The organism is Mesorhizobium sp. M0048 (assembly GCF_040323405.1).
Classification (GTDB): Bacteria; Pseudomonadota; Alphaproteobacteria; order Rhizobiales; family Rhizobiaceae; genus Mesorhizobium.
The window spans coordinates 13,833-36,792 of the sequence record NZ_JAMYUV010000018.1 but is presented as its reverse complement, the minus strand read 5'-3'; the positions used below and the strand labels follow the sequence as shown (position 1 = coordinate 36,792).

21 protein-coding genes are annotated in these 22,960 nt (G+C 62.0%); 17 read left to right on the top strand and 4 right to left on the bottom strand.

All coding sequences use genetic code 11. The features are described from left to right. Positions 1-79: 79 nt before the first annotated feature. The 9 genes from NKJ84_RS17080 (at position 80) to NKJ84_RS17040 (ending at position 8,591) form a co-directional block, all read left to right on the top strand. Positions 80-400, top strand: a complete 321-nt coding sequence (locus NKJ84_RS17080; RefSeq protein WP_352507420.1) for an FtsB family cell division protein — start codon at positions 80-82, stop codon at positions 398-400. Between the two features lie 171 nt (positions 401-571). Beyond that, entirely contained in the window at positions 572-1,612 is a 1,041-nt protein-coding gene (pdhA, locus tag NKJ84_RS17075) for a pyruvate dehydrogenase (acetyl-transferring) E1 component subunit alpha (protein ID WP_352507419.1), read from the top strand. Between the two features lie 15 nt (positions 1,613-1,627). Next, positions 1,628-3,031: a pyruvate dehydrogenase complex E1 component subunit beta gene (locus tag NKJ84_RS17070; RefSeq protein WP_352507418.1), complete on the top strand. Its 1,404-nt coding sequence runs from the start codon at positions 1,628-1,630 to the stop codon at positions 3,029-3,031. Positions 3,032-3,048: 17 nt separating this feature from the next. Next, entirely contained in the window at positions 3,049-4,425 is a 1,377-nt protein-coding gene (locus NKJ84_RS17065; RefSeq protein WP_352507417.1) for a pyruvate dehydrogenase complex dihydrolipoamide acetyltransferase, read from the top strand. A gap of 137 nt (positions 4,426-4,562) precedes the next feature. Next, positions 4,563-5,201: an SGNH/GDSL hydrolase family protein gene (locus NKJ84_RS17060; RefSeq protein ID WP_352507416.1), complete on the top strand. Its 639-nt coding sequence runs from the start codon at positions 4,563-4,565 to the stop codon at positions 5,199-5,201. A gap of 11 nt (positions 5,202-5,212) precedes the next feature. After that, a complete protein-coding gene (gene lpdA, locus NKJ84_RS17055) occupies positions 5,213-6,658 on the top strand; it encodes a dihydrolipoyl dehydrogenase (protein WP_352507415.1) in 1,446 nt (481 codons plus the stop codon). Positions 6,659-6,756: 98 nt separating this feature from the next. Further along, positions 6,757-7,014, top strand: coding sequence for a GlsB/YeaQ/YmgE family stress response membrane protein (locus tag NKJ84_RS17050; RefSeq protein WP_023675081.1), 258 nt, complete (start codon positions 6,757-6,759; stop codon positions 7,012-7,014). A gap of 137 nt (positions 7,015-7,151) precedes the next feature. Then, a complete protein-coding gene (gene lipA, locus NKJ84_RS17045) occupies positions 7,152-8,117 on the top strand; it encodes a lipoyl synthase (RefSeq protein WP_352507414.1) in 966 nt (321 codons plus the stop codon). A gap of 12 nt (positions 8,118-8,129) precedes the next feature. Continuing rightward, entirely contained in the window at positions 8,130-8,591 is a 462-nt protein-coding gene (locus NKJ84_RS17040) for a type II toxin-antitoxin system RatA family toxin (RefSeq protein WP_352507413.1), read from the top strand. Here the strand turns inward: NKJ84_RS17040 and NKJ84_RS17035 are convergent. Further along, complete coding sequence (locus NKJ84_RS17035; RefSeq protein WP_352507412.1) at positions 8,567-9,076, bottom strand: CinA family protein; 510 nt, start codon at positions 9,074-9,076, stop codon at positions 8,567-8,569. The two genes, NKJ84_RS17040 and NKJ84_RS17035, sit on opposite strands and share 25 nt — an antisense overlap. Beyond that, positions 9,073-10,293, bottom strand: coding sequence for a bifunctional 2-C-methyl-D-erythritol 4-phosphate cytidylyltransferase/2-C-methyl-D-erythritol 2,4-cyclodiphosphate synthase (locus NKJ84_RS17030; RefSeq protein ID WP_352507411.1), 1,221 nt, complete (start codon positions 10,291-10,293; stop codon positions 9,073-9,075). The genes NKJ84_RS17035 and NKJ84_RS17030 overlap by 4 nt, the downstream gene beginning before the upstream one ends. 180 nt (positions 10,294-10,473) lie before the next feature. Here NKJ84_RS17030 and dusB point away from each other — a divergent pair, with 180 nt between their 5' ends. The 8 genes from dusB (at position 10,474) to hflX (ending at position 20,599) form a co-directional block, all read left to right on the top strand. Continuing rightward, on the top strand, positions 10,474-11,502 hold the full coding sequence (dusB, locus tag NKJ84_RS17025) for a tRNA dihydrouridine synthase DusB (RefSeq protein ID WP_352507410.1): 1,029 nt from the start codon (positions 10,474-10,476) through the stop codon (positions 11,500-11,502). Continuing rightward, positions 11,499-12,641, top strand: a complete 1,143-nt coding sequence (locus NKJ84_RS17020) for a two-component system sensor histidine kinase NtrB (RefSeq protein WP_352507408.1) — start codon at positions 11,499-11,501, stop codon at positions 12,639-12,641. Before dusB ends, NKJ84_RS17020 begins: the two co-directional genes overlap by 4 nt. Continuing rightward, entirely contained in the window at positions 12,638-14,098 is a 1,461-nt protein-coding gene (ntrC, locus tag NKJ84_RS17015; protein WP_254817199.1) for a nitrogen regulation protein NR(I), read from the top strand. Before NKJ84_RS17020 ends, ntrC begins: the two co-directional genes overlap by 4 nt. 128 nt (positions 14,099-14,226) lie before the next feature. Further along, on the top strand, positions 14,227-16,512 hold the full coding sequence (locus NKJ84_RS17010) for a sensor histidine kinase NtrY-like (protein WP_352478832.1): 2,286 nt from the start codon (positions 14,227-14,229) through the stop codon (positions 16,510-16,512). Next, positions 16,502-17,863, top strand: a complete 1,362-nt coding sequence (gene ntrX, locus NKJ84_RS17005) for a nitrogen assimilation response regulator NtrX (RefSeq protein WP_254817201.1) — start codon at positions 16,502-16,504, stop codon at positions 17,861-17,863. Before NKJ84_RS17010 ends, ntrX begins: the two co-directional genes overlap by 11 nt. An 89-nt stretch (positions 17,864-17,952) precedes the next feature. Next, a complete protein-coding gene (locus NKJ84_RS17000) occupies positions 17,953-18,816 on the top strand; it encodes a D-amino-acid transaminase (RefSeq protein WP_254817202.1) in 864 nt (287 codons plus the stop codon). 145 nt (positions 18,817-18,961) lie between these two features. Next, a complete protein-coding gene (hfq, locus tag NKJ84_RS16995) occupies positions 18,962-19,207 on the top strand; it encodes an RNA chaperone Hfq (RefSeq protein WP_006202172.1) in 246 nt (81 codons plus the stop codon). Continuing rightward, positions 19,208-20,599 (top strand): GTPase HflX, encoded by a 1,392-nt coding sequence (gene hflX, locus NKJ84_RS16990; protein WP_352507407.1) that lies wholly within the window; start codon positions 19,208-19,210, stop codon positions 20,597-20,599. A gap of 5 nt (positions 20,600-20,604) precedes the next feature. Here the strand turns inward: hflX and mazG are convergent, their stop codons facing one another. Beyond that, positions 20,605-21,429, bottom strand: a complete 825-nt coding sequence (gene mazG / locus NKJ84_RS16985; RefSeq protein ID WP_352507406.1) for a nucleoside triphosphate pyrophosphohydrolase — start codon at positions 21,427-21,429, stop codon at positions 20,605-20,607. A 136-nt stretch (positions 21,430-21,565) separates the two neighbouring features. After that, positions 21,566-22,750, bottom strand: coding sequence for an amino acid aminotransferase (locus tag NKJ84_RS16980; protein ID WP_352507405.1), 1,185 nt, complete (start codon positions 22,748-22,750; stop codon positions 21,566-21,568). Positions 22,751-22,960 lie beyond the last annotated feature (210 nt).

Here is a 22,960-nt window from a genome sequence, read left to right as displayed (position 1 = left end):
TCCTGGCTCTGAATCCAACAGGCTGTAACCGTCCATTAAGCACAATCGGGCGACAAAGGCGGCGTAGAGGATTCGGACCATGTGGACACGCCAGCACAAGCAAAGAAACACCGGCCGGCTGATCATCCCCTCGCTCTGCGTGGTGTTCCTGACTTATTTCGGTTTCCATGCCTATCATGGCGAGTTCGGCATCTATTCCAAGTATCAGCTCGAAGCTGAGACTGCCGAATTGCAGGGCAGGCTCGATACCGTCAAGGCACGTCGGATCGATCTCGAGCGCCGCGTTCAGCTGATGCATGAGGGCACGCTGGAGAAGGACATGCTGGACGAGCAAGCGCGCAAGGCGCTTAATCTGTCTCACGCCGACGAGATCACCATCATGTTGCCGGTCGCAAGATAACCCGATTTCAGTTAATCGGCGATATTTGCAATGATTTTAATTGCTTAGATGCATGACAGCCATGCGTTTTCGGCATGGCGAAAGCCTTCCCTGCATGTTAGCCTGCCTCAAATCGGTGGGAGAACTGATCTCCCTCGCTGTCCGCCAAGAGACGCCAACAGGGAGTGATGCATGGCCACCGCCACCAGAAAAGCGCCTGCCAAATCCAAATCAGACGGTAAAACGCCGGGCCTTTCCACCCCGAAGCCTGTTGAATTCACCAAAGACCAGGAGCTTGCCGCCTACCGGCACATGCTGCTCATCCGCCGCTTCGAGGAAAAGGCCGGCCAGCTTTACGGCATGGGCTTCATCGGCGGTTTCTGCCACCTCTACATCGGCCAGGAAGCGGTCGTTACCGGCATGAAGATGGCGCTGATCGATGGCGACCAGATGATCACCGCCTATCGCGACCATGGTCATATGCTGGCCATGGAGTTGTCACCGCGCGGCGTCATGGCCGAACTGACCGGGCGCCGTAGCGGCCTGTCGAGAGGCAAGGGCGGCTCCATGCACATGTTCTCCAAGGAGAAGCATTTTTACGGCGGCCACGGCATCGTCGGCGCGCAAGTGTCGCTCGGCACCGGCATTGCCTTCGCCAACCGCTATCGCGGCAACAACAATGTGACGCTGACCTATTTCGGCGATGGCGCCGCGAACCAGGGCCAGGTCTACGAAAGCTTCAACATGGCCTCGCTGTGGAAGCTTCCGGTGATCTACATCATCGAGAACAACCGCTACGCCATGGGCACCTCGGTCTCGCGCTCTTCGGCCGAGACGGATTTCTCGCACCGCGGCGCCTCCTTCAAGATTCCAGGCATCCAGGTCGACGGCATGGATGTGCGCGCCGTTAAGGCCGCCGGCGACCTCGCCGCCGAATGGTGCCGCGCCGGCAACGGGCCGCTCATTCTCGAAATGCAGACCTATCGTTACCGCGGCCATTCGATGTCGGATCCGGCAAAATACCGCTCCAAGGAAGAAGTGCAGAAAATGCGCTCCGAACGTGACCCGATCGAGCAGGTCAAGGCGCGGCTGCTCGACAAGAAATGGGCAAGCGAGGACGAACTCAAGGCCATCGACAAGGAAGTCCGCGACGTCGTCGCCGACGCCGCGGAATTTGCCCAGAACGACGCGGAGCCGGATCCGTCCGAGCTCTGGACCGACATCGTACTTTAACGAGAGGGCAAGGACATGCCGATCGAAATTCTCATGCCCGCCCTCTCGCCGACCATGGAAGAGGGTAATGTTTCCAAATGGTTGAAGAAAGAGGGCGACAAGGTCGCGGCGGGTGACGCCATTGCCGAGATTGAGACCGACAAGGCAACGATGGAAGTCGAAGCCGTGGACGACGGCACGCTTGCCAAGATCGTGGTTCCTGCCGGCACCGAGGGTGTCAAAGTCAACACGCTGATCGCCGTGCTGGCCGTCGATGGCGAAGACATCGACGAGGCAGGCGAAGGTATCGGCGAGGAGGCTGTTGAGTCGCAAGCGGAAGCGCCCGCGGCTGCTCCGCCCCCCGCGGCTGCTCCGGCCAAGAACGAAGCGGCAGCACCTGTTGCCGCCTCGCCCAAGCTGGAAATTGCCGCCGATCCCGACATCCCGGCCGGCACCGAAATGGTCTCGACCACAGTGCGTGAAGCCTTGCGCGATGCAATGGCGGAGGAAATGCGCCGCGACGGCGACGTCTTCGTCATGGGCGAGGAAGTCGCCGAGTACCAGGGCGCCTACAAGATCACGCAAGGCCTGTTGCAGGAATTCGGTCCGAGACGCGTGGTCGACACGCCGATCACCGAGCACGGCTTTGCCGGCGTTGGTGTTGGCGCGGCGATGGCCGGCCTGAAGCCGATCGTCGAATTCATGACCTTCAACTTCGCCATGCAGGCGATCGACCAGATCATCAATTCAGCCGCCAAGACGCTCTATATGTCCGGCGGCCAGATGGGCGCCCCGATCGTCTTTCGCGGCCCGAACGGCGCTGCTGCCCGCGTCGCCGCGCAGCATTCGCAGTGCTATGCCGCCTGGTACAGCCATATTCCCGGCTTGAAGGTGGTGATGCCTTATACCGCCGCCGACGCCAAGGGTCTGCTCAAGGCGGCGATCCGCGACCCGAACCCGGTCATCTTCCTCGAGAACGAAATCCTTTACGGCCACTCCTTCGACGTGCCGAAGATGGACGATTTCGTGCTGCCGATCGGCAAGGCGCGCATTCACAAATCCGGCAAGGACGTGACCATCGTCTCGTTCGGCATCGGCATGACCTACGCGATTAAGGCCGAGGCGGAGTTGCGTGGCATGGGCATCGATGCCGAGATAATCGACTTGCGCACCATCCGCCCGCTCGACTTCGACACGATCATCGCCTCGGTCAAAAAGACCAATCGCCTGGTGGTGGTCGAGGAAGGCTTTCCGCAGAACTCGGTCGGCGACCATATCGCCAATCAGGTCTCGCAGCGTGCCTTCGATTTCCTCGACGCACCGGTCATCACCATTGCCGGCAAGGACGTGCCGATGCCCTATGCAGCGAACCTCGAAAAGCTGGCGTTGCCCAATGTCGGCGAGGTCGTCGAGGCGGTCAAAGCCGTCACATATCGCTGAGCAGGGCGGAGGACAAAATGCCTATCAACATCACCATGCCGGCGCTGTCGCCCACAATGGAAGAGGGCAACCTTTCCAAGTGGCTGGTCAAGGAAGGCGACAAGGTCTCGCCGGGAGACGTGATTGCCGAGATCGAGACCGACAAGGCAACGATGGAAGTCGAAGCCGTCGACGAAGGCACGGTCGCCAAGCTGGTGGTTCCGGCGGGCACTGAAGGCGTCAAGGTCAATGCGCTGATCGCGGTGCTGGCGGCTGAGGGGGAGGATGCGGCGGCCGCCGCGAAAAGCGGTGACGGCGCTGCGCCGGCAAAGGCTGAGGCTCCGAAAGCGGACGCCTCCAAAGCTGAAACACCAAAGCCCGAAGCGCCGAAGCAGGAGCCTGCCGCACCTGCAGCTAAGGCGGAAGCGGCGCCGGCCGCCAACGGCCATGCAAACGGTGAGCGCATCTTCGCCTCGCCGCTGGCCCGGCGCATTGCCAGCGAAGCTGGTATAGATGTCGCGGCGCTGACCGGCTCCGGCCCTCACGGCCGCGTGGTAAAGGCCGACGTCGATGCCGCGATTTCCAGTGGCGGCGCCAAGGCGGCACCAGCAGCAAAAGCGGCGCCCGCCGGCGCTGCGGCACCTGCGACCGCAGCACCCAAGGCGATGCCGGACGAGCAGGTGCTCAAACTGTTTGCCGAAGGCTCCTACGAGCTGATCCCGCACGACAATATGCGCAAGACCATTGCGCGGCGGCTGGTCGAGGCCAAGACCACCATTCCGCATTTCTATCTGACGCTCGACTGCGAACTCGATGCACTTCTGGCCCTGCGCACACAGATCAATGCGGCCGCCCCGGTGAAGAAGACCGAGAAGGGCGAAACGCCGGCCTACAAGCTGTCGGTCAACGACATGGTCATCAAGGCTCTGGCCATGGCGCTGATGGCGGTTCCGGACGCCAATGCGTCGTGGACAGAAAACGCCATGATCAAGCACAAGCACGCCGATGTCGGCGTTGCCGTGTCGATCCCCGGCGGCCTCATCACCCCCATCATCCGGCGTGCCGACGAAAAGACGATGTCCGTCATCTCCAACGAGATGAAGGATCTTGCCGGCCGCGCCCGCAGCCGCAAGCTGAAGCCGGAAGAATATCAGGGCGGTACCACGGCGGTGTCCAATCTCGGCATGTTCGGCGTCAAGGATTTTTCTGCCGTCATCAACCCGCCGCATGCGACGATCCTGGCGGTCGGCGCCGGCGAGCAACGCGCGGTGGTGAAGAACGGCGAGATCAAGATCGCAACAATCATGTCGGTGACGCTGTCGACCGATCACCGCGCAGTCGACGGTGCGCTCGGCGCCGAGCTGCTCGTCGCCTTCAAGCGCATGATCGAAAATCCGATGGGCATGCTGGTCTAAGCAGGGAACGGGGCGGTGCGGAAATTCTACACCAGCCTTTTCGCCTCCATCCAATCCGGCTCGTAAACGATTATCGTACATTGGCTGTTCGGGCGGTAGCGATTGCGGATAGGTCTTTGTTGGAGGGGGGAAAACGCATGAAAACGGTCCTCTGCTATGGCGATTCGCTGACCTGGGGCTATGACGCGGCAAGCCTCGGCCGGCACCCGCTGGAAGATCGCTGGCCGAGCGTGCTGCAGGCGGCATTGGGCAGCGGCGTCGAGGTCGTTGCCGAAGGCCTGAATGGCCGAACCACCGCCTTCGACGATCACTTGGCCGGGGCGGACCGCAATGGCGCAAGGCTGTTGCCAACAATCCTGACGACGCACGCACCGATCGATCTGATCGTCGTCATGCTCGGCGCCAACGATATGAAGCCGTGGATTCACGGCAATCCTGTCGCGGCAAAGCAAGGCATGCAACGCCTGATCGATATCGTGCGCGGTCACGATTACCCGTTCAATTGGCCGGCGCCGCAGATCCTGATCGTCGCGCCGCCCGTAGTCAGCCGCACGGAAAACGCCGAGTTCAAGGAAATGTTCGCTGGCGGCGATGACGCGTCAAAGCGGCTGGCGCCGCAATATTCCGCCCTTGCCGACGAGGCCGGCTGTGGCTTCTTCGATGCCGGCACGGTGGCCAAAACCACGCCGCTCGACGGCGTCCATCTCGATGCCGAAAACACGCGGAACGTCGGGCAAGCGCTGGCGCCGCTCGTGCGCCTCATGTTGGAATTGTGAAGGAGAAAGCCGTGGCTGAGAACTACGACGTCATCATCATCGGCTCCGGCCCCGGCGGCTATGTCACTGCAGTGCGTTCGGCCCAGCTTGGCTTCAAGACGGCGATCGTCGAGCGCGAGCACTTGGGCGGCATCTGCCTCAACTGGGGCTGCATTCCGACCAAAGCGCTGCTGCGCTCCGCCGAGATCATGCACTATTCGGATCATCTGAAGGACTACGGCCTGAAGATCGATGGCAAGGTCGGCGTCGACACAGCCGCCGTCGTCGATCGCTCGCGAAAGGTCTCGCTGCGGCTCAACGGCGGCGTCGGCTTCCTGATGAAGAAGAACAAGGTCGACGTCATCTGGGGCGAAGCCAAGCTGACCAAACCTGGCGAGATCGTCGTGTCGAAATCGTCGAAGAAGCCGATGGAGCCGCAGCCGCCGGCGCCCAAGGGCGTCAAGGGCGAGGGCACCTATAGCGCCAAGCACATCATCCTGGCGACCGGCGCCAGGCCGCGCGCCCTGCCCGGCATCGAGCCTGACGGCAAGTTGATCTGGACCTATTTCGAGGCGATGGTGCCGAAAGAGATGCCGAAATCGCTGCTGGTGATGGGCTCGGGCGCCATCGGCATCGAGTTCGCCTCATTCTACCGCACCATGGGCGCCGAGGTGACGGTGGTCGAACTGCTGCCGGCTGTGATGCCGGTCGAGGACGCCGAGGTCTCGAAATTCGCGCAGAAGCAGTTCGAGAAGCAGGGCATGAAGATCATCCTAGAAGCCAAGGTGACCAAGGTCGAGAAGGGCACTAACTCGGTCACCGCGCATGTCGAGATGAAGGACGGCAAGGTCGAGAAGATCACCGCCGATCGCATGATCTCGGCCGTCGGCGTACAAGGCAATATCGAGAACCTCGGCCTCGAGACGCTCGGCGTGAAGACGGACCGCGGTTGCGTCGTCGTCGACGGCTACGGCAAGACCAATGTGCCGGGCGTCTACGCCATCGGCGACGTTGCCGGACCGCCGATGCTCGCCCACAAGGCCGAGCATGAGGGCGTGGTCTGTGTGGAAAAGATCGCCAATTTCCCCGGCGTGCATGCCATCGACAAGCTGAAGATCCCGGGCTGCACCTATTGCAATCCGCAAGTCGCCTCGGTCGGACTGACGGAAGCCAAAGCGAAAGCCGACGGAAAGGACATCCGCGTCGGCCGCTTTCAGTTCGCGGCAAACGGCAAGGCGATTGCGCTCGGCGAGGACCAAGGCTTCGTCAAGACCATTTTCGACAAGAAGACCGGCCAGTTGCTGGGTGCCCACATGGTCGGCGCAGAAGTAACCGAACTGATCCAGGGCTTCGTCGTGGCGATGAATCTGGAGACCACCGAGGAAGAGCTGATGCACACGATCTTCCCGCACCCGACGCTGTCGGAGATGATGAAGGAGAGTGTACTCGACGCCTATGGCCGCGCACTGAATGCATGATAAATTAGTTGGGCGAGTCTCACACGGAAGACACAAAGGAACTCGACGGCAGAGCAATTCGTTTCGCAGGCATCATCCATCATACAAGGAGAGGGCATATGGAAATGAACGGCGTGGGCTGGGTTGCAGCCATCATCATCGGCGGCCTGGCGGGATGGCTCGCCGAGATGGTCATGAAGAGCAATACCGGCATCCTCATGAACATCGTTCTCGGCATTGTCGGCGCAATCGTGTTGAACGCCATCTTGCAGGCCCTGAACATCGGCATCTTCGGCGTCGGCTGGATAGCCTATCTGATCACCGGCTTCATCGGTGCCTGCATTCTGATTGCGGTCGGACGACTGGTGCGCCGCTAACCTCTGTCGGCACTTGCTATGCGAAAAAGGCCACCGCGGCATGCGTGATCGCGGCCTTTTTCTTTTCGCCGAAAAGTCCTAGATGACGTGGGTAGAGCGAGCGCTGGACAAGCGCTTGCCAATGAGCCGGGTTTCACATGGTCACCGTCCTCGACACGATTGCCAATGCGCCGCGCCTGCGGCATCCCGAAAAGGCGCACAAGCCGGATCAGGACGTACTGCGCAAGCCTGACTGGATCCGCGTCAAGGCGCCGATGTCGAAAGGCTATGCCGAGACGCGCGAAATCGTGAAATCTCACAAACTGGTGACGGTTTGCGAAGAGGCGGGCTGCCCCAATATCGGCGAGTGCTGGGAGAAGAAGCACGCCACCTTCATGGTCATGGGCGAGATCTGCACGCGGGCCTGCGCCTTTTGCAATGTCGCCACCGGCATCCCGACCGCACTCGATCCCGACGAGCCGGCGCGTGTCGCGCATGCGGTCAAGCAGATGGGGTTGAGCCATGTCGTCATCACCTCCGTCGATCGCGACGATCTCGCCGATGGCGGGGCCCAGCATTTTGCCGATGTCATCCGTGCGATCAGGGCAGCGACCCCATCGACGACGATCGAAATCCTGACGCCCGATTTCCTGCGCAAGGACGGTGCACTGGAGATCGTCGTGGCGGCCAAGCCGGACGTTTTCAACCATAATCTCGAGACCGTGCCGTCTAACTATCTGACTGTTCGGCCGGGTGCGCGCTATTTCCACTCGATCAGGCTCTTGCAGCGGGTCAAGGAACTCGACCCCTCGATCTTCACCAAGTCCGGCATCATGGTCGGCCTTGGCGAGGAGCGGAACGAAATCCTGCAGCTGATGGACGATTTGCGTTCGGCCAATGTCGACTTCATGACCATCGGCCAATATCTGCAGCCGTCGAAGAAGCACCATCCGGTGATCCGCTTCGTCACGCCGGAGGAATTCAAGTCCTTCGAGACGATCGGCAAGACCAAGGGCTTCCTGCTGGTGGCGTCAAGCCCGCTGACGCGCTCGTCGCACCATGCCGGCGACGATTTCGCCAGACTACGCGCGGCGCGCGAAGCGTTTCTCAGGAAGTCCGCCTAACACACTGGTTTCATGCCACAATTCGAAGCCCATCGCCGCGTTGCGCATACGCCGGAGCAGATGTTCGCTCTGGTTGCCGATATCGAATCCTATCCGCAATTCCTGCCGCTTTGCGAGGCACTGACGGTTCGTTCGCGCAAGGAACGCGACGGATGCACCTTGCTCATCGCCGACATGAGCATCGGCTACAAGGCGATCCGCGAGACCTTTACCACGCAGGTGCTGCTGAAGCCGGACGAGAACGCCATCGATGTCAAATATATCGACGGCCCTTTCAAATATCTGAGCAATGTCTGGCGCTTCGACCCGGCGGACGGCGGCGGTTGCAACGTCTGCTTCTTTATCGACTACGAGTTCAAGAGCCGCATTTTGGGTGCGTTGATGGGAACCATGTTCGACCGCGCCTTCCGCATGTTCTCCGAGGCGTTCGAGAAACGGGCCGAAATCACCTACGGCGCGCCATCGGCAGCCTGATCCGCAGCGAGCGCGCGTAGACCCAGTTCAAGCGCATGCCGCACCGTCTCCCGGCGGATGAAATCACGGCCCTTGTCGGCGAACAGCTGGCATTCGCTGACTACCGGCCGGCCAGCCACGGCAACGCCGAACCAGACCAGGCCGACAGGTTTTTCCGCAGAGCCGCCGTCCGGACCGGCGATGCCAGTCACCGCCAGGGCGAGCCCGGCCGGCGAATGCGCCAAGGCTCCGGCCGCCATCTCCACCGCAGTCTCGCGCGAGACTGCGCCGTGCGCCTCGAGCGTAGCGGCCGAGACGCCGAGCATCTCGGTCTTGGCCTGGTTGGAATAGGTGATGAAGCCGCGATCGACCACCGCGGAAGAGCCGGCGATGTCGGTCAGCGCGGCGATGATCATGCCGCCGGTGCAGCTCTCCGCCGTCGCCAGCATGATGCCGCGCTGCTGGCAGGCCTGAAGCAGGGCATCTGCGAGATCGCTATTGCTCACTCGGGGACATCCCCTGGAAACACAACGCTGGCGGTCGCGATGGCCGCTATGCCTTCCTCACGGCCGACGAAGCCGAGCTTCTCATTGGTTGTCGCCTTGATCGAGATGCGATTGCGCGAAATTCGCAGCATTGCCGAAAGCGCTTCGGTCATTGCCTCGCGATGTGGGCCGACGCGCGGCGCCTCGCAGATCAGGGTGATGTCGGCGTTGGCAATGCGCCCGCCGCCCTCGCGCACCAGCTTCACCGCGTGTTCGACGAAGATGCGTGAAGCGGCCCCTTTCCACTGCGGGTCGGAGGGCGGGAAATGCGTGCCGATGTCACCGGCGCCGCAGGTGGCCAGCAGGGCGTCGGTCAAGGCATGGAGACCGACATCGGCATCCGAATGGCCGGATAACTTCCTGTCGTGTGGAATGGCGACGCCGCACAGGGTGACATGGTCGCCGGGCTCGAACGCATGGACGTCATAGCCATTGCCGGTTCGGATGTCCGGAAAACGTGCCCCCCCGGAAAGCCGCTGATCCGCCATCGCAATATCCCTTGCCCAGGTCAGTTTGACATTGTCCGGCGAGCCGGGAACGATCTTCACCGGAATATGCGCCCATTCGGCGATTGCCGCATCGTCGGTGAAATCCGCCTTGCCCAGATGATGAGCCTTTTCGTGCGCAGCCAGGATCGGCCAGAACGGAAAGCCTTGCGGTGTCTGTGCGGCATGGAGCCCGGCCCTGGACACTGTTTCGCCGATCATGCCTTCGGCCGTTTCGCGCTTCAGCGTATCAGCAACGGGCAAAGCAGGCAGCGCTCCCTGGCGCTCTTCAATGGCGGCGATCGTACGGTCTATCAGTTCCGCATCGACAAACGGCCGAGCCGCATCATGGATCAGGACCCGGCCCGGCGCATGGCTTCTCAACGCCAGCAGTCCAAGGCGGACGGACTCCTGCCGTGACGTACCGCCGGTGACCGCGACGACACGGTCGGCGTTCGCACCGGCCGCACGGCGAAAAAGCGCGCCGTCGTCGGCATGGATAGCAACGACGACAGCTCCAATTTTTGGATGCGTCAGAAAGGCGTCGAGCGTGCGTGCGATAACGGCGCCGCCGCCAATCTGCTGGTACTGCTTCGGCCCATTGGCCTGTCCGGCGCGCGCGCCGCGGCCGGCGGCAACGATGACCACCGCGACCTTGTCGTCCGCAGCTTGCTTTTCGCTCACATCTCTCATGCCGAGACGCTTAGCGCATGATCCCGAAAAGTGGTATCGCTTTCGGAAGACCCAGGATTGATGCGGTCCGGCGATCCTTTTTTTCCCAAATGCGCCTTAATGTCACGACATTGCGCGTTGCACATTGCCGTCGTTCTGGCTAGAGAATGTGCAGCAATCGAAGATGCTTGGTTTTTGTGCATGCCTGATGTGACCAAATTGGCTTCACCGCTGGACGTGGGTGGCGTGAGAATCCACAACCGCGTGTTTCTCGCGCCGATGTCGGGCATTACCGACGAACCGTTCCGGCAGCGCGCCCATGCGCATGGCGCCGGGCTGGTAGTTTCGGAAATGGTGGCGAGCGGTGAGCTTGCAAAGGGCAGGGCTGGCTCGGGCCTGCGCATCCGTCATTCCGGGCTGCCTGTCCACATGGTCCAGCTTGCCGGCCGCGAAGCGATGCACATGGCCGAGGGCGCGCGAATCGCGGTCGGCGAAGGCGCCGACATCATCGACATCAACATGGGCTGTCCGGCCAAAAAGGTGACGGGCGGCTATGCCGGTTCGGCACTGATGCGAGACCTCGACCACGCGCTGTCGCTGATCGAAGCGGTAGTCGGCGCGGTCGACGTGCCGGTCACGGTCAAAATGCGGCTCGGCTGGGACGAAGGCGCGCTCAACGCGCCGATGCTGGCGCGACGCGCCGAGCAGGCCGGGGTGATGATGGTGACGGTGCACGGCCGCACACGTTGCCAGTTCTATCAGGGCACGGCCGACTGGCGTGCCATCGCACGTGTCAAGCAGGCCGTCTCGATCCCGGTCGTTGCCAATGGCGATGTCGGCTCGCCGGCGGAGGCAGCGTCGATCCTCGACCAGTCCGGCGCCGACGCGGTGATGATCGGCCGCGCGCACTATGGCGCGCCTTGGACGGCCGGCAGCATTGTAGCGGCCGCGCTGGCCGAGCCGGTAGCCGGCATGCCGGCCAGCCCGCAAGCGCTGGGCGACTACGTCATTGCCCATTACGAAGACATGCTGACGCTCTATGGCGTGGAAAGCGGATTGCGCCAGGCGCGCAAGCATCTCGGCTGGTATCTCGACCGCCACGCCGGCGGCACAAGCGACGACCGGCGCAAGGCCATACTCACGTCTTTCGAGCCTGGGCGTGTCATTGCGTTCCTGCGTGACATGTTTTCAACCGCTCCCGAAGCGGCGAACCTGCGGAGTGCGGCATGAACGCCACCGTCACACAGAGCACGGATATGGCGGACGCCGCGCATATTGTGCTCAACACCATTCGCCGGCCGGTGATCATGGTCGATCCGCAAGGTTTCATCACCTTCGCCAATGCCGATGCCGAGGATTTTTTCCGGTCGAGCGCCACGATGCTCGCCCGCAACACGCTGCACAAGCTCATTCCTTTCGGCAGCCCGCTGCTGACGCTTGTCGACCAGGTGCGCGAGCGCCGGGCGCCGGTCAACGAATACCGGGTCGACGTGTCGTCGCCACGTCTCGGCATCGAGAAGGTGGTCGACCTCTACGTCGCACCAGTGACGGAATTTCCAGGCTCGGTCGTGGTGATGTTCCAGGAACGCTCAATGGCCGACAAGATCGACCGGCAGATGACGCATCGCGGCGCGGCACGCTCGGTTACCGGCCTCGCCGCGATGCTTGCCCATGAGATCAAGAACCCGCTGTCCGGCATTCGTGGAGCCGCGCAGCTGCTTGAACTGTCGGCGTCCGACGAGGATCGCGCACTGACCAGGCTGATCACCGACGAGACCGACCGCATTGTCTCGCTGGTCGACCGCATGGAGGTGTTTTCGGACGAGCGGCCGATCGACCGCTACCCTGTCAACATCCATGTCGTGCTCGACCATGTCAAAGCAATCGCCAAGAACGGTTTTGCCAAGCGGATCAAGATATTAGAGGATTATGATCCATCATTGCCTCCGGTCTTTGCCAATCGCGACCAGCTCATCCAGGTGTTTCTCAATCTGGTAAAAAATGCCGCCGAGGCGATCGGCAGCGATCCGCAGGGCGAGATCATGCTGTCGACCGCCTTCCGCCCGGGCATCCGTGTTTCCGTGCCCGGAACGCAGGACCGCGTGTCGCTGCCATTGGAATTCTGCGTGCGTGACAACGGTTCGGGTGTCTCCGAAGATATCCTGCCGATCCTGTTCGATCCCTTCATCACCACCAAGCCGAACGGCTCCGGTCTCGGTCTGGCGCTGGTCGCAAAGATCGTCGGCGAGCATGGCGGCATCATTGAATGCGAATCGACCCCGCGCGGCACCACTTTCCGCATCCTGATGCCGGCGTGGAAAGAAACCCAGTTTGGCACGGAAGACGACGGTGAAGGAGACCGCAAATGACCGTTCGCGGCAATATTCTCGTCGCCGACGACGATGCGGCCATCCGCACTGTCCTCAACCAGGCGCTTTCGCGCGTCGGCCACGACGTGCGTGTCACCTCCAACGCTTCGACGCTGTGGCGCTGGGTTGCGGCGGGCGAGGGCGATCTGGTTATCACCGATGTTGTCATGCCTGACGAGAACGCCTTCGACATGCTGCCGCGCATCAAGAAGGCGCGACCGGAACTGCCGGTCATCGTCATGAGCGCGCAGAACACGTTCATGACAGCAATTCGTGCCTCCGAAACCGGGGCCTACGAGTATCTTCCGAAACCGTTCGACCTGACGGAGCTGCTCAACATCGTCAACCGCGCTCTTTCCGAGCCGCGGCGGCCGAAGATCGATACGCGGGCCGACGAGCCGCCGGAAACGATGCCGCTGGTCGGCCGCTCGGCGGCCATGCAGGACATCTACCGCATGCTGGCGCGCATGATGCAGACCGACCTGACGGTCATGATCAGCGGCGAGTCGGGTACCGGCAAGGAACTGGTGGCGCGCGCGCTGCATGAATACGGCCGCCGCCGAGGCGGTCCCTTCGTCGCCATCAACATGGCGGCGATCCCGCGCGACCTGATCGAATCGGAATTGTTCGGGCACGAGAAGGGTGCCTTTACCGGCGCGCAGAACCGCTCCACCGGCCGTTTCGAGCAGGCCGAAGGCGGCACGCTCTTCCTCGACGAGATCGGTGATATGCCGATGGAAGCGCAGACGCGGCTGCTGCGTGTGTTGCAGCAGGGCGAATACACCACGGTCGGCGGCCGCACGCCGATCAAGACCGACGTGCGCATCGTCGCTGCCACCAACAAGGACCTGCGCACACTGATCAATCAGGGGCTTTTCCGCGAGGACCTGTTCTACCGCTTGAACGTTGTGCCGCTCAGGTTGCCGGCGCTGCGCGAGCGGTCGGAGGACATTCCGGACCTCGTCCGCCACTTCTTCAAGCTCGGCGTCAGTGAAGGCTTGCAGACCAAGCGCATTTCCACCGGCGGCATCGAGCTGATGAAGCGCTACCCATGGCCCGGTAATGTGCGCGAACTCGAAAACCTCATTCGCAGGCTGGCCGCACTGTATTCGCAGGACGAGATTTCCGCCGAGATCATCGAGGCGGAGTTGAAGACCGGCGAAAGGCCTGTCGTTCCAGGTGGCGGCAACCTCATTCCCGACGACCTTTCCATCGGCCAGGCGGTGGAGCATTTCCTGCAACGCTATTTTGCCTCGTTTGCCGGCGACCTGCCCCCGGCCGGGCTCTATCAGCGAATCCTCTCCGAGGTCGAATATCCGCTGGTCCTCGCCTCGATGACCGCAACGCGCGGTAACCAGATCAAGGCTGCCGAATTGCTGGGGCTCAACCGCAACACGCTGCGCAAGAAGATTCGCGAACTCGGCGTCAACGTCTACAAATCGTCCAGGCAGGTCTAGACGAATCCCTTTACGAGCGCTTTCCAGGGGATCGATTGCCGAAAGATTTCCGTCTCGGCCACACTTGTTGCATAATCGCCACAATGCGTTGCATACATCCGACGCAATCACTGGCTCTAGACGGCGACATGGCCCTGCACGCACCGACACTGAGCAAATCGCTTTTCAGCAATACGGGCGCGCGAGACGGTCGCCGGCTGCTTGCGCTGCCGGGCGTGATCGCCATTGCCGGTGCGCTGGTGACGGCAGCGATCTCCTTCGCCATTCTGGTCGGCGCGACGCCGATCACACCCGACGCGAGGACGACGCTGGCGCTGATTGCACTTAATGCGGCGTTCGTCCTGTTTCTGATCTTGCTGGTCGGCCGCGAGGTGCACCGCATCCTGATGGCACGACGACATGGCAAGGCTGCGTCGCGCCTGCATGTGCGCATAGTAGCGATGTTTGCCCTGGTCGCCGCCATCCCCGCGATCATGGTGGCGATCATCGCGTCGATCACGCTCGACATCGGCCTCGACCGCTGGTTCGAGATCCGCACCAAGACGATCGTCAATTCGTCGTTGTCGATCGCTGACGCCTATGTGCAGGAAAACGCGCGAAATCTTCAGGGCACGACGTTGTCGATGGCTTACGACCTCGACGCTTCGCGCACGCTTTACGGCCTCGATCGTACCGGTTTCCTCGACCTCATGAACAAGGAGGCGGTGGGTCGCTCGCTGGCGCACGCAGCACTCATCAAGCCCGATGGTTCCTTCGTCATGAGCGCCAAGACCGACGCGGACTTTGCCATGCCAGAGCCGCCTGAGGGCGCCGTGGCAAGCGCTGCAGACGGCAAGCCGGTGCTGATAGAACCGCGCACCCGTAACATCATGGGTGCCATCGTCAAGCTGCGCGAGATCGACGGCCTCTATCTTTACACCATCCGCCTCGTCGATCCCGAGGTGATCAAGGCGCGGCAGATCGTCAAATCCAACACAGCCGAATATCGCGGTCTCGAAGACAATCGCCGCACCTCGCAAGTGGCTTTCGCGCTTCCCTATTTGTCGCTGACGCTGATCATTATCCTGTCCGCCATCTGGACCGGCATTGCGGTGGCCGACCGCCTGGTGCGGCCGATTCGTCAGCTCATCGGCGCGGCCGACGAGGTCGCTACCGGCAATCTCGACGTAGCCGTGCCTGTCCGCCCCTCCGACGGTGACGTCGCCTCGCTCGGCGACACCTTCAACAAGATGCTGATGGAGCTGAAATCGCAGCGCAACGAGATCCTGTCGGCCAAGGATTTGATCGACGAGCGGCGGCGCTTTTCGGAGGCGGTGCTTGCCGGCGTCACCGCCGGGGTCATCGGCGTCGATCCATATGGCATCGTCACCATCGTCAACCGTTCGGCCGAAACCATGCTGGCCATATCCGCTCCGGCAGCGCTTGGGCAGAACCTTTCCGCGGTGCTGCCGCATGTCGGCCGCGTCTTCGAGATCGGCCGCAAATCGGGCAAGCCGGTCTATCGCGAACAGGTCACCTTCTATCGTGCCGGCACCGAACGGACCTTCAACGTGCAGATCACGATTGAAGCCGGCGACGACGGTTCGGAGGATAAGTCCTACGTCGTGACAGTCGACGACATTACCGATCTGGTCCAGGCACAGCGTTCCTCTGCATGGGCCGACGTGGCGCGGCGCATCGCCCACGAGATCAAGAACCCGCTGACGCCGATCCAGCTTTCGGCCGAGCGCATCAAGCGCCGTTACGGCAAGGTCATCACCGAGGACCGTGAGGTTTTCGATCAATGCACCGACACCATCATCCGGCAAGTGGAGGACATCGGCCGCATGGTCGACGAGTTCTCGGCGTTCGCCCGCATGCCGAAACCGGAAATGAAGGCAATCGATCTGCGCGATTCGTTGCGCGAGGCCTCGTTCCTGGTCGAAGTAAGCCGCGCCGACATCACCTTCGAGCGCGTCTTCGGCAATGAGCCGCTCAAAGGCACGTTCGACAGCCGCCTGATGGCGCAGGCGTTCGGCAACGTCATCAAGAATGCCGCCGAAGCCATCGACGGACTTGATGCAGAGGATCGTCCGCACGGCATAATCCGGATTCAAGCCGGACGTCAGAATGGCGCGATTCGAATCGACGTCATCGACAACGGCAGGGGCTTGCCGCGCGAAAACCGGCAGCGCTTGCTCGAGCCTTACATGACGACACGCGAGAAAGGCACCGGGCTTGGCCTCGCTATCGTCAAGAAGATCGTGGAGGACCATGGCGGGCGACTCGAATTGCACGATGCACCAGCGGACTTCCACGATGGGCGGGGTGCAATGATCAGCATCATCCTGCCGGTTGCCGCCACAGTTCCGATACGCGGCGAGGGCAAGACGGAACACGAAAAAGAAACTGAAAAGGTCGGTAATGGCGTCTGATATTCTCATCGTCGATGACGAGGAAGACATCCGCGAACTCGTCGCCGGTATCCTGAGCGACGAAGGTCACGAAACACGCACGGCGTTTGACGCCGACAGCGCGCTGGCGGCGGTCGCCGACCGAGCACCCCGGCTGATCTTCCTCGACATCTGGCTGCAGGGTTCGCGGCTCGATGGCCTCGCTTTGCTGGACGAGATCAAGACGATGCACCCGAACCTGCCGGTGGTGATGATCTCGGGCCACGGCAATATCGAAACGGCGGTCTCGGCCATCCGCCGCGGCGCCTATGATTTTATTGAAAAGCCGTTCAAGGCCGACAGGCTGATCCTTATTGCCGAACGGGCGCTTGAAACGTCCAAATTGAGACGCGAGGTTTCGGATCTCAAGTTGCGCAGCGGCGAGACTTTCGACCTCATCGGCATGTCGTCGGCAATGAGCCAATTGCGCCAGACCATCGAGCGCGTCGCGCCGACCAACAGCCGCGTCATGATTATCGGCCCCTCCGGCTCGGGCAAGGAACTGGCGGCGCGCGCCATCCACGCATTATCGGCGCGCAAGAGTGCACCTTTTGTGACGCTGAGCGCCGCCAACATCACGCCTGAGCGTATGGAGATCGAGCTGTTCGGCACCGAATCGAACGGCGTCGAACGCAAGGTCGGCGCGCTGGAGGAAGCCCATCGCGGCATTCTCTACATCGATGAAGTGGCCGACATGCCGCGCGAGACGCAAAACAAGATCCTGCGCGTGCTGGTCGAACAGCAGTTCGAGCGGGTAGGGGGCACCAAGCGGGTCAAGGTCGACGTGCGCATCATCTCGTCGACCTCGCAGAACCTCGAAGCCATGATCGCCGACGGCCGTTTCCGTGAGGACCTTTATCATCGCCTGGCCGTGGTTCCGGTCATGGTGCCGGGACTGGCCGAGCGTCGCGAGGACATTCCTTATCTGGTCGACAATTTCATGAAGCAGATCGCTCGCCAGGCCGGCATCAAGCCGCGTCGCATCGGCGACGACGCGCTGGCGGTGCTGCAGGCGCACAACTGGCCGGGCAACGTTCGGCAGTTGCGAAACAATGTCGAGCGTCTAATGATCCTGGCGCGTGGCGACGATGTCGATGCGCCGATCACCGCCGACCTCTTGCCTGCCGAGATCGGCGACGTCATGCCGCGCACTCCAAACAAGTCCGATCAGCACATAATGGCGCTGCCGCTGCGTGAAGCACGCGAACAATTCGAAAAGGATTATCTGATCGCCCAGATCAACCGTTTTGGCGGCAACATCTCGAAGACGGCAGAGTTTATCGGCATGGAACGCTCTGCATTGCACCGCAAGCTGAAGTCGCTGGGCGTCTGACAGCCAAACCAGTCGTGGCCCACGCAATTATCGGTTACGGTGGTCTTGGAATCGCTTAAGAAAGCTGGGACTTCCTCCAGGGATTAGCCATGCCGCGCATTGCCTATGTGAACGGGCGCTATGTCGCTCACGCCGAAGCTTCCGTGCATATCGAAGACCGTGGCTATCAATTCGCCGATGGCGTCTACGAGGTCTGCGAGGTGGCACGAGGCTTCATCGTCGACATGCCGCGCCATCTCGCTCGATTGAACCGCTCGCTTACCGAACTCTCGATCGATTGGCCGATCACGCGCGGCGTGCTACCGCTCGTCATGCGCGAGGTGGTGCGCCGCAACCATGTCGTCGACGGTCTGGTCTACGTCCAGGTGACACGCGGCGTCGCCAGCCGCGAGTTTTTCTTCCCGCCGGCGGGCACGAAGCCGTCGCTGGTGGTGATCGCGAAAAAAGCCGATCCTGCAGTTGCCGCGAAGCGGGCCGAGAGCGGGATCCGGGTCATCACGGTGCCGGAGAACCGATGGGATCGGGTCGATATCAAGTCGGTCGGCCTGCTGCCGAACGTGCTGGCCAAGCAGAAAGCCAAGGAAGCCGGCGCTCAGGAGGCCTGGTTCGTTGATGTTGACGGTACCGTCAAGGAAGGTGGATCGTCGAACGCGTGGATCATCACCAGGGACGGCGTGCTGGTGACACGGCCCGCCGAGCACGGCATCCTGCGCGGCATCACCCGCACGACGCTGTTCGATGTCGCCGCCAAGCTCGGCCTGAAGATTGAGGAGCGCGGTTTTTCGGTTGCCGAAGCCAAGGCCGCGCGCGAGGTTTTCATCAGCTCTGCAACCACGATTGCCATGCCGGTGGTGGCGATCGATGGCGCTCCCGTCGCCAACGGCCACCCGGGCTCGATAACAGTTTCATTACGGCAGGCCTTTTTTGACGTTGCGGAAAAAAGTCCAGCCTGATAACCGCACAGATGGAATGAACATCAATATATCTCGTTCTGCTTGTCGGCACTGACGGCAAGATGGTGTTTGCGTGCTTGACATGTGCCGGCTAATTTGGCGCATTGGCCTGCAAACCGAAGGGGATCGGCGAAAGACAAGAACAATGGCGGAACGATCGCAAAATCTTCAGGACCTGTTCCTGAATTCAGTTCGCAAGAGCAAAAACCCACTCACCATCTTTCTCATCAACGGCGTGAAGCTGACCGGCGTGGTCACTTCGTTCGATAATTTCTGCGTTCTGCTGCGTCGCGACGGCCATTCCCAGCTTGTCTACAAGCACGCTATTTCCACGATCATGCCGAGCCAGCCGGTTCAGATGTTCGATGGTGAGGAAAGCCAGGGCGCCTGATTGGCACGTGAGAAAGACGCGGACCGCAGCGTTCGCGGAAAACCAGCACATCAGACCGGGACAGAGGCCAACGGTCGGACCCGGGCGGTGGTCATCGTGCCGGTGCTTACCCGGCAGCCGCGTGGCGACGACGATACCAATCGTCCGCGCCTGACCCGTTCCGCCGAGGCCCGTCGCGACGAGGCGGTCGGCCTCGCCAGCGCCATCGACCTTGACTTGGTCCACACGGCGGTGGTGACCGTCAATGATCCACGTCCGGCGACCCTGCTCGGCAGCGGCAAGGTCGCGGAGTTCGCCGAGATCGTCAAAGAGGGCCACGCGGAAGTGGTCATTGTCGATCATCCGCTGACCCCGGTACAGCAGCGCAACCTCGAAAAAGAGTTGAACGCCAAGGTGCTCGACCGCACCGGGCTGATCCTGGAGATTTTCGGCGAGCGCGCCCGCACCAAGGAAGGCACCCTGCAGGTCGACCTTGCCCATCTCAACTACCAGAAGGGCCGCCTTGTCCGAAGCTGGACCCACCTCGAGCGCCAGCGCGGCGGCGCCGGCTTTCTCGGCGGTCCTGGCGAGACCCAGATCGAGTCGGATCGGCGTGTGCTGCAGGACAAGATCACCAAGCTGAAGCACGAGCTCGAAACCGTGCGCCGCACCCGCGACCTGCACCGCGCCAAGCGCAAGAAGGTGCCATTTCCGGTGGTGGCGATCGTCGGCTACACCAATGCCGGCAAGTCGACGCTGTTCAACCGGCTAACCGGAGCAGGGGTGCTGGCCGAAGACATGCTGTTTGCCACGCTCGACCCGACGCTGCGCCGCGTGCGCCTGCCGCACGGTACGCCGATCATCCTTTCCGATACGGTCGGCTTCATTTCCGACCTGCCAACGCATCTGGTCGCGGCCTTCAGGGCGACGCTGGAGGAAGTGGTCGAGGCAGACCTCGTCATTCATCTGCGCGACATCTCCGATCCCGATACGGCCGCGCAGGCCGAAGATGTCGAGCGCATCCTTGCCGATCTCGGCGTCGATGCCCGCGATAGCAAGCGAGTCATCGAAGTATGGAACAAGATCGACCGACTCGACGAGGGCAACCGGGCGCGGCTGCTTGCTGATGGCGCTGACAGCAAGAAGGCGCCGCCAATCGCCATATCGGCGGTGACCGGCGAGGGCATCGATGCGCTGAAGGCGATCATCGAGACGATGATGTCGGGCGAACTGGAGACGTTCACCGTCACGCTCAAGCCCGACCAACTCGCCGTCGTCGACTGGCTTTACCGCAACGGCGACATCGGCTCGCGTGATGACAATGAGGATGGCAGCGTGACCATCGCGCTCAAGGCCACGCACAGCGCCCGGCAAGAGATCGAAAGCCGATTGCGCCGTCAAAACAACGGGTAGGGGCCTTACTTCGCGCTTTTCGCTTGCTGCCAGAGCGCTTCCATCTCGTCCAGCGTCGCCTCTTCGAGGCTGTTTCCCGACGCTTGCAGCGTCCGCTCGACATAGTGGAAGCGCGACCGGAATTTTTCGTTGGTGCCGCTGAGTGCCGCTTCGGAATCAATTTTGAGGTGCCGGCCGAGATTGACGATCGCAAACAGCATGTCGCCGAACTCATCCTTGATCGGCGCGCTGTCGCCTTTGGCCAGCGCTTCGCGCAATTCGCCGATCTCCTCCTCTATCTTTTCGAGGATCGGTGCCGCCTCGCTCCAGTCGAAGCCGACGCGGGCGGCCTTTTCCTGCAGCTTGAGCGCCCGGGTCAGCGCGGGCAGCGCGACCGGCACGCTGTCGAGAAAGCCCTTGCCATGGTCTTCCGGGTCGAGCCCACGGGTGAGGCGCGCACTGCGCTTCTCCGCCTTTTCCTCTGCCTTGATCTTTTCCCACATGCCCTTGGCCATGCCGGCGCTGCGCGCCTTGTCGTCGCCGAAGACATGGGGATGGCGGCGGATCATTTTTGTGGTGATGGCCTGGACCACATCGCCGAATGAAAATTCGCCGGCCTCCTCGGCCATTTGCGCGTGGTAGACCACTTGCAGCAGGAGATCGCCAAGCTCGTCCCGCAGATCGTCGAGGTCGCCGCGCGCAATGGCGTCCGCCACTTCGTAGGCTTCCTCGATCGTGTATGGCGCGATTGTCGAAAAGCCCTGCTCGATATCCCAAGGGCAACCGGTTTCCGGCGCCCGCAGCGCTGCCATGATCTCGATCAGCCGGGAAATGTCTTTCGAGGGTTTCATCTGGGAAACGCTATCCTGTACACGGCTGTGCGGCCAACGGCTTCAGCCGGTGAGGGCGCCTTGTCCACAGATGGGTCGCCAGACCATGATACGAAAGTGGAAGCCGGTTTCCGGAAGATCCTAGTTAGCAAAAGCATCAGTCGAGCACGGAGACGATCGCCTTGGCGAGCGCATCCATGCCGTCCTCGGGCAGCCCGGCAACGTTGATGCGGCTGTCGCCGACCATGTAGATGCCATGCTCGGCGCGCAGCCGCTCGACTTGCGCTTCCGACAGGCCGAGCCGGGAAAACATGCCGCGATGGCTGGCGACGAAATCGAAACGGTCGGAGTTGGACTGCCGCCGCAGCGCCTCGGCGAACTGGACGCGCAGCCGCAGCATGCGCAGCCGCATCTCTTCAAGCTCTGCCTCCCAATCGGAACGCAATGCGGGGTCTTCGAGCACGATGCGCACCGCCGCCGCGCCGTGGTCCGGCGGCATCGAATACATGGCACGTGCCGCCGACAGCATCTGGCCCATCGCCAAATCCGCCTGCGCGCCGTCTTTCGCCATGATCAGCGCTGCACCGACTCGGTCGCGATAGACGGCAAAGTTCTTCGAGCAGCTCGAGGCAACGACCATTTCCGGAACTTTTGCCGCCAGAAGGCGCAAGCCGGCGGCATCCGCATCGAGCCCGTCGCCAAAGCCCTGATAGGCGATGTCGACGAAGGGCAGCAGGCCGCGCTCAACGACAAGATCGGCAATGGCAGCCCATTGCGGGATGTCTAGATTGGCGCCCGTCGGGTTATGGCAACAGCCATGCAACAATACGACGTCGCCAGGATTCGCGGTTCTCAATACATTCAGCATGTCGTCGAAGCGAACCGCACCAGAAGCAGCGTCGAAATAGGGATATTCGCGTGTTTGCAGGCCAGCGGCGCGCATGACCGGCGTGTGGTTCGGCCATGTCGGATCCGACAGCCAGACCATCGCGTCGGTGCGGGTCCTTTTCAGCAGCTCTGCCACCAGCCGCAGCGCGCCGGAGCCGCCAGGCGCCTGTGCCGCACAAATGCGTGTCATGTCGGCGGCTGGGCCGAACACCAACCTGGCCATCGCCGCGTTGAAGGCGGTATCCCCGGCGAGGCCGAGATAGGTCTTGGTATCCTGGCCGTGCAGCAACCGCTTTTCGGCTTCGCGCACCGCGCGCATCACCGGCGTCTTGCCGTCGCGATCCTTATAGACGCCGACCCCGAGATCGACCTTGTCGGGACGCGGGTCGGCGCGATAGAGGCCGATCAAGGCCAGGATCTTGTCGGCAGGCGCGGGCTGAAGATTTTCGAACATCGATAAGTTTCCGTTGGCGGCGGAGTGATACGCAAACCGGCCGTGCTTTGCCAGCAGTTTCATATGCGCCAACTCGGCGTCGGTTTGCCTCGAGGGCGGCCGATACTATCTGCCGGGCGAGGGCAGGCGCGATATCTCCCAGAGAGAGCGCGGCGAGCCGAAAATTCGGGGAGAGCGGGATTAAAATTCCGACCTGCTCCGTAAACAGGA

Bases quoted from the DNA above. Each gene is read 5' to 3' on its own strand.
- NKJ84_RS17080 (WP_352507420.1), top strand. From the start codon at position 80: ATGTGGACACGCCAGCACAAGCAAAGAAACACCGGCCGGCTGATCATC.
- pdhA (WP_352507419.1), top strand. From the start codon at position 572: ATGGCCACCGCCACCAGAAAAGCGCCTGCCAAATCCAAATCAGACGGT.
- NKJ84_RS17070 (WP_352507418.1), top strand. From the start codon at position 1,628: ATGCCGATCGAAATTCTCATGCCCGCCCTCTCGCCGACCATGGAAGAG.
- NKJ84_RS17065 (WP_352507417.1), top strand. From the start codon at position 3,049: ATGCCTATCAACATCACCATGCCGGCGCTGTCGCCCACAATGGAAGAG.
- NKJ84_RS17060 (WP_352507416.1), top strand. From the start codon at position 4,563: ATGAAAACGGTCCTCTGCTATGGCGATTCGCTGACCTGGGGCTATGAC.
- NKJ84_RS17050 (WP_023675081.1), top strand. From the start codon at position 6,757: ATGGAAATGAACGGCGTGGGCTGGGTTGCAGCCATCATCATCGGCGGC.
- lipA (WP_352507414.1), top strand. From the start codon at position 7,152: ATGGTCACCGTCCTCGACACGATTGCCAATGCGCCGCGCCTGCGGCAT.
- NKJ84_RS17040 (WP_352507413.1), top strand. From the start codon at position 8,130: ATGCCACAATTCGAAGCCCATCGCCGCGTTGCGCATACGCCGGAGCAG.
- NKJ84_RS17030 (WP_352507411.1), bottom strand. From the start codon at position 10,293: ATGAGAGATGTGAGCGAAAAGCAAGCTGCGGACGACAAGGTCGCGGTG.
- dusB (WP_352507410.1), top strand. From the start codon at position 10,474: ATGCCTGATGTGACCAAATTGGCTTCACCGCTGGACGTGGGTGGCGTG.
- NKJ84_RS17020 (WP_352507408.1), top strand. From the start codon at position 11,499: ATGAACGCCACCGTCACACAGAGCACGGATATGGCGGACGCCGCGCAT.
- ntrC (WP_254817199.1), top strand. From the start codon at position 12,638: ATGACCGTTCGCGGCAATATTCTCGTCGCCGACGACGATGCGGCCATC.
- NKJ84_RS17010 (WP_352478832.1), top strand. From the start codon at position 14,227: ATGGCCCTGCACGCACCGACACTGAGCAAATCGCTTTTCAGCAATACG.
- ntrX (WP_254817201.1), top strand. From the start codon at position 16,502: ATGGCGTCTGATATTCTCATCGTCGATGACGAGGAAGACATCCGCGAA.
- NKJ84_RS17000 (WP_254817202.1), top strand. From the start codon at position 17,953: ATGCCGCGCATTGCCTATGTGAACGGGCGCTATGTCGCTCACGCCGAA.
- hfq (WP_006202172.1), top strand. From the start codon at position 18,962: ATGGCGGAACGATCGCAAAATCTTCAGGACCTGTTCCTGAATTCAGTT.
- mazG (WP_352507406.1), bottom strand. From the start codon at position 21,429: ATGAAACCCTCGAAAGACATTTCCCGGCTGATCGAGATCATGGCAGCG.
- NKJ84_RS16980 (WP_352507405.1), bottom strand. From the start codon at position 22,750: ATGTTCGAAAATCTTCAGCCCGCGCCTGCCGACAAGATCCTGGCCTTG.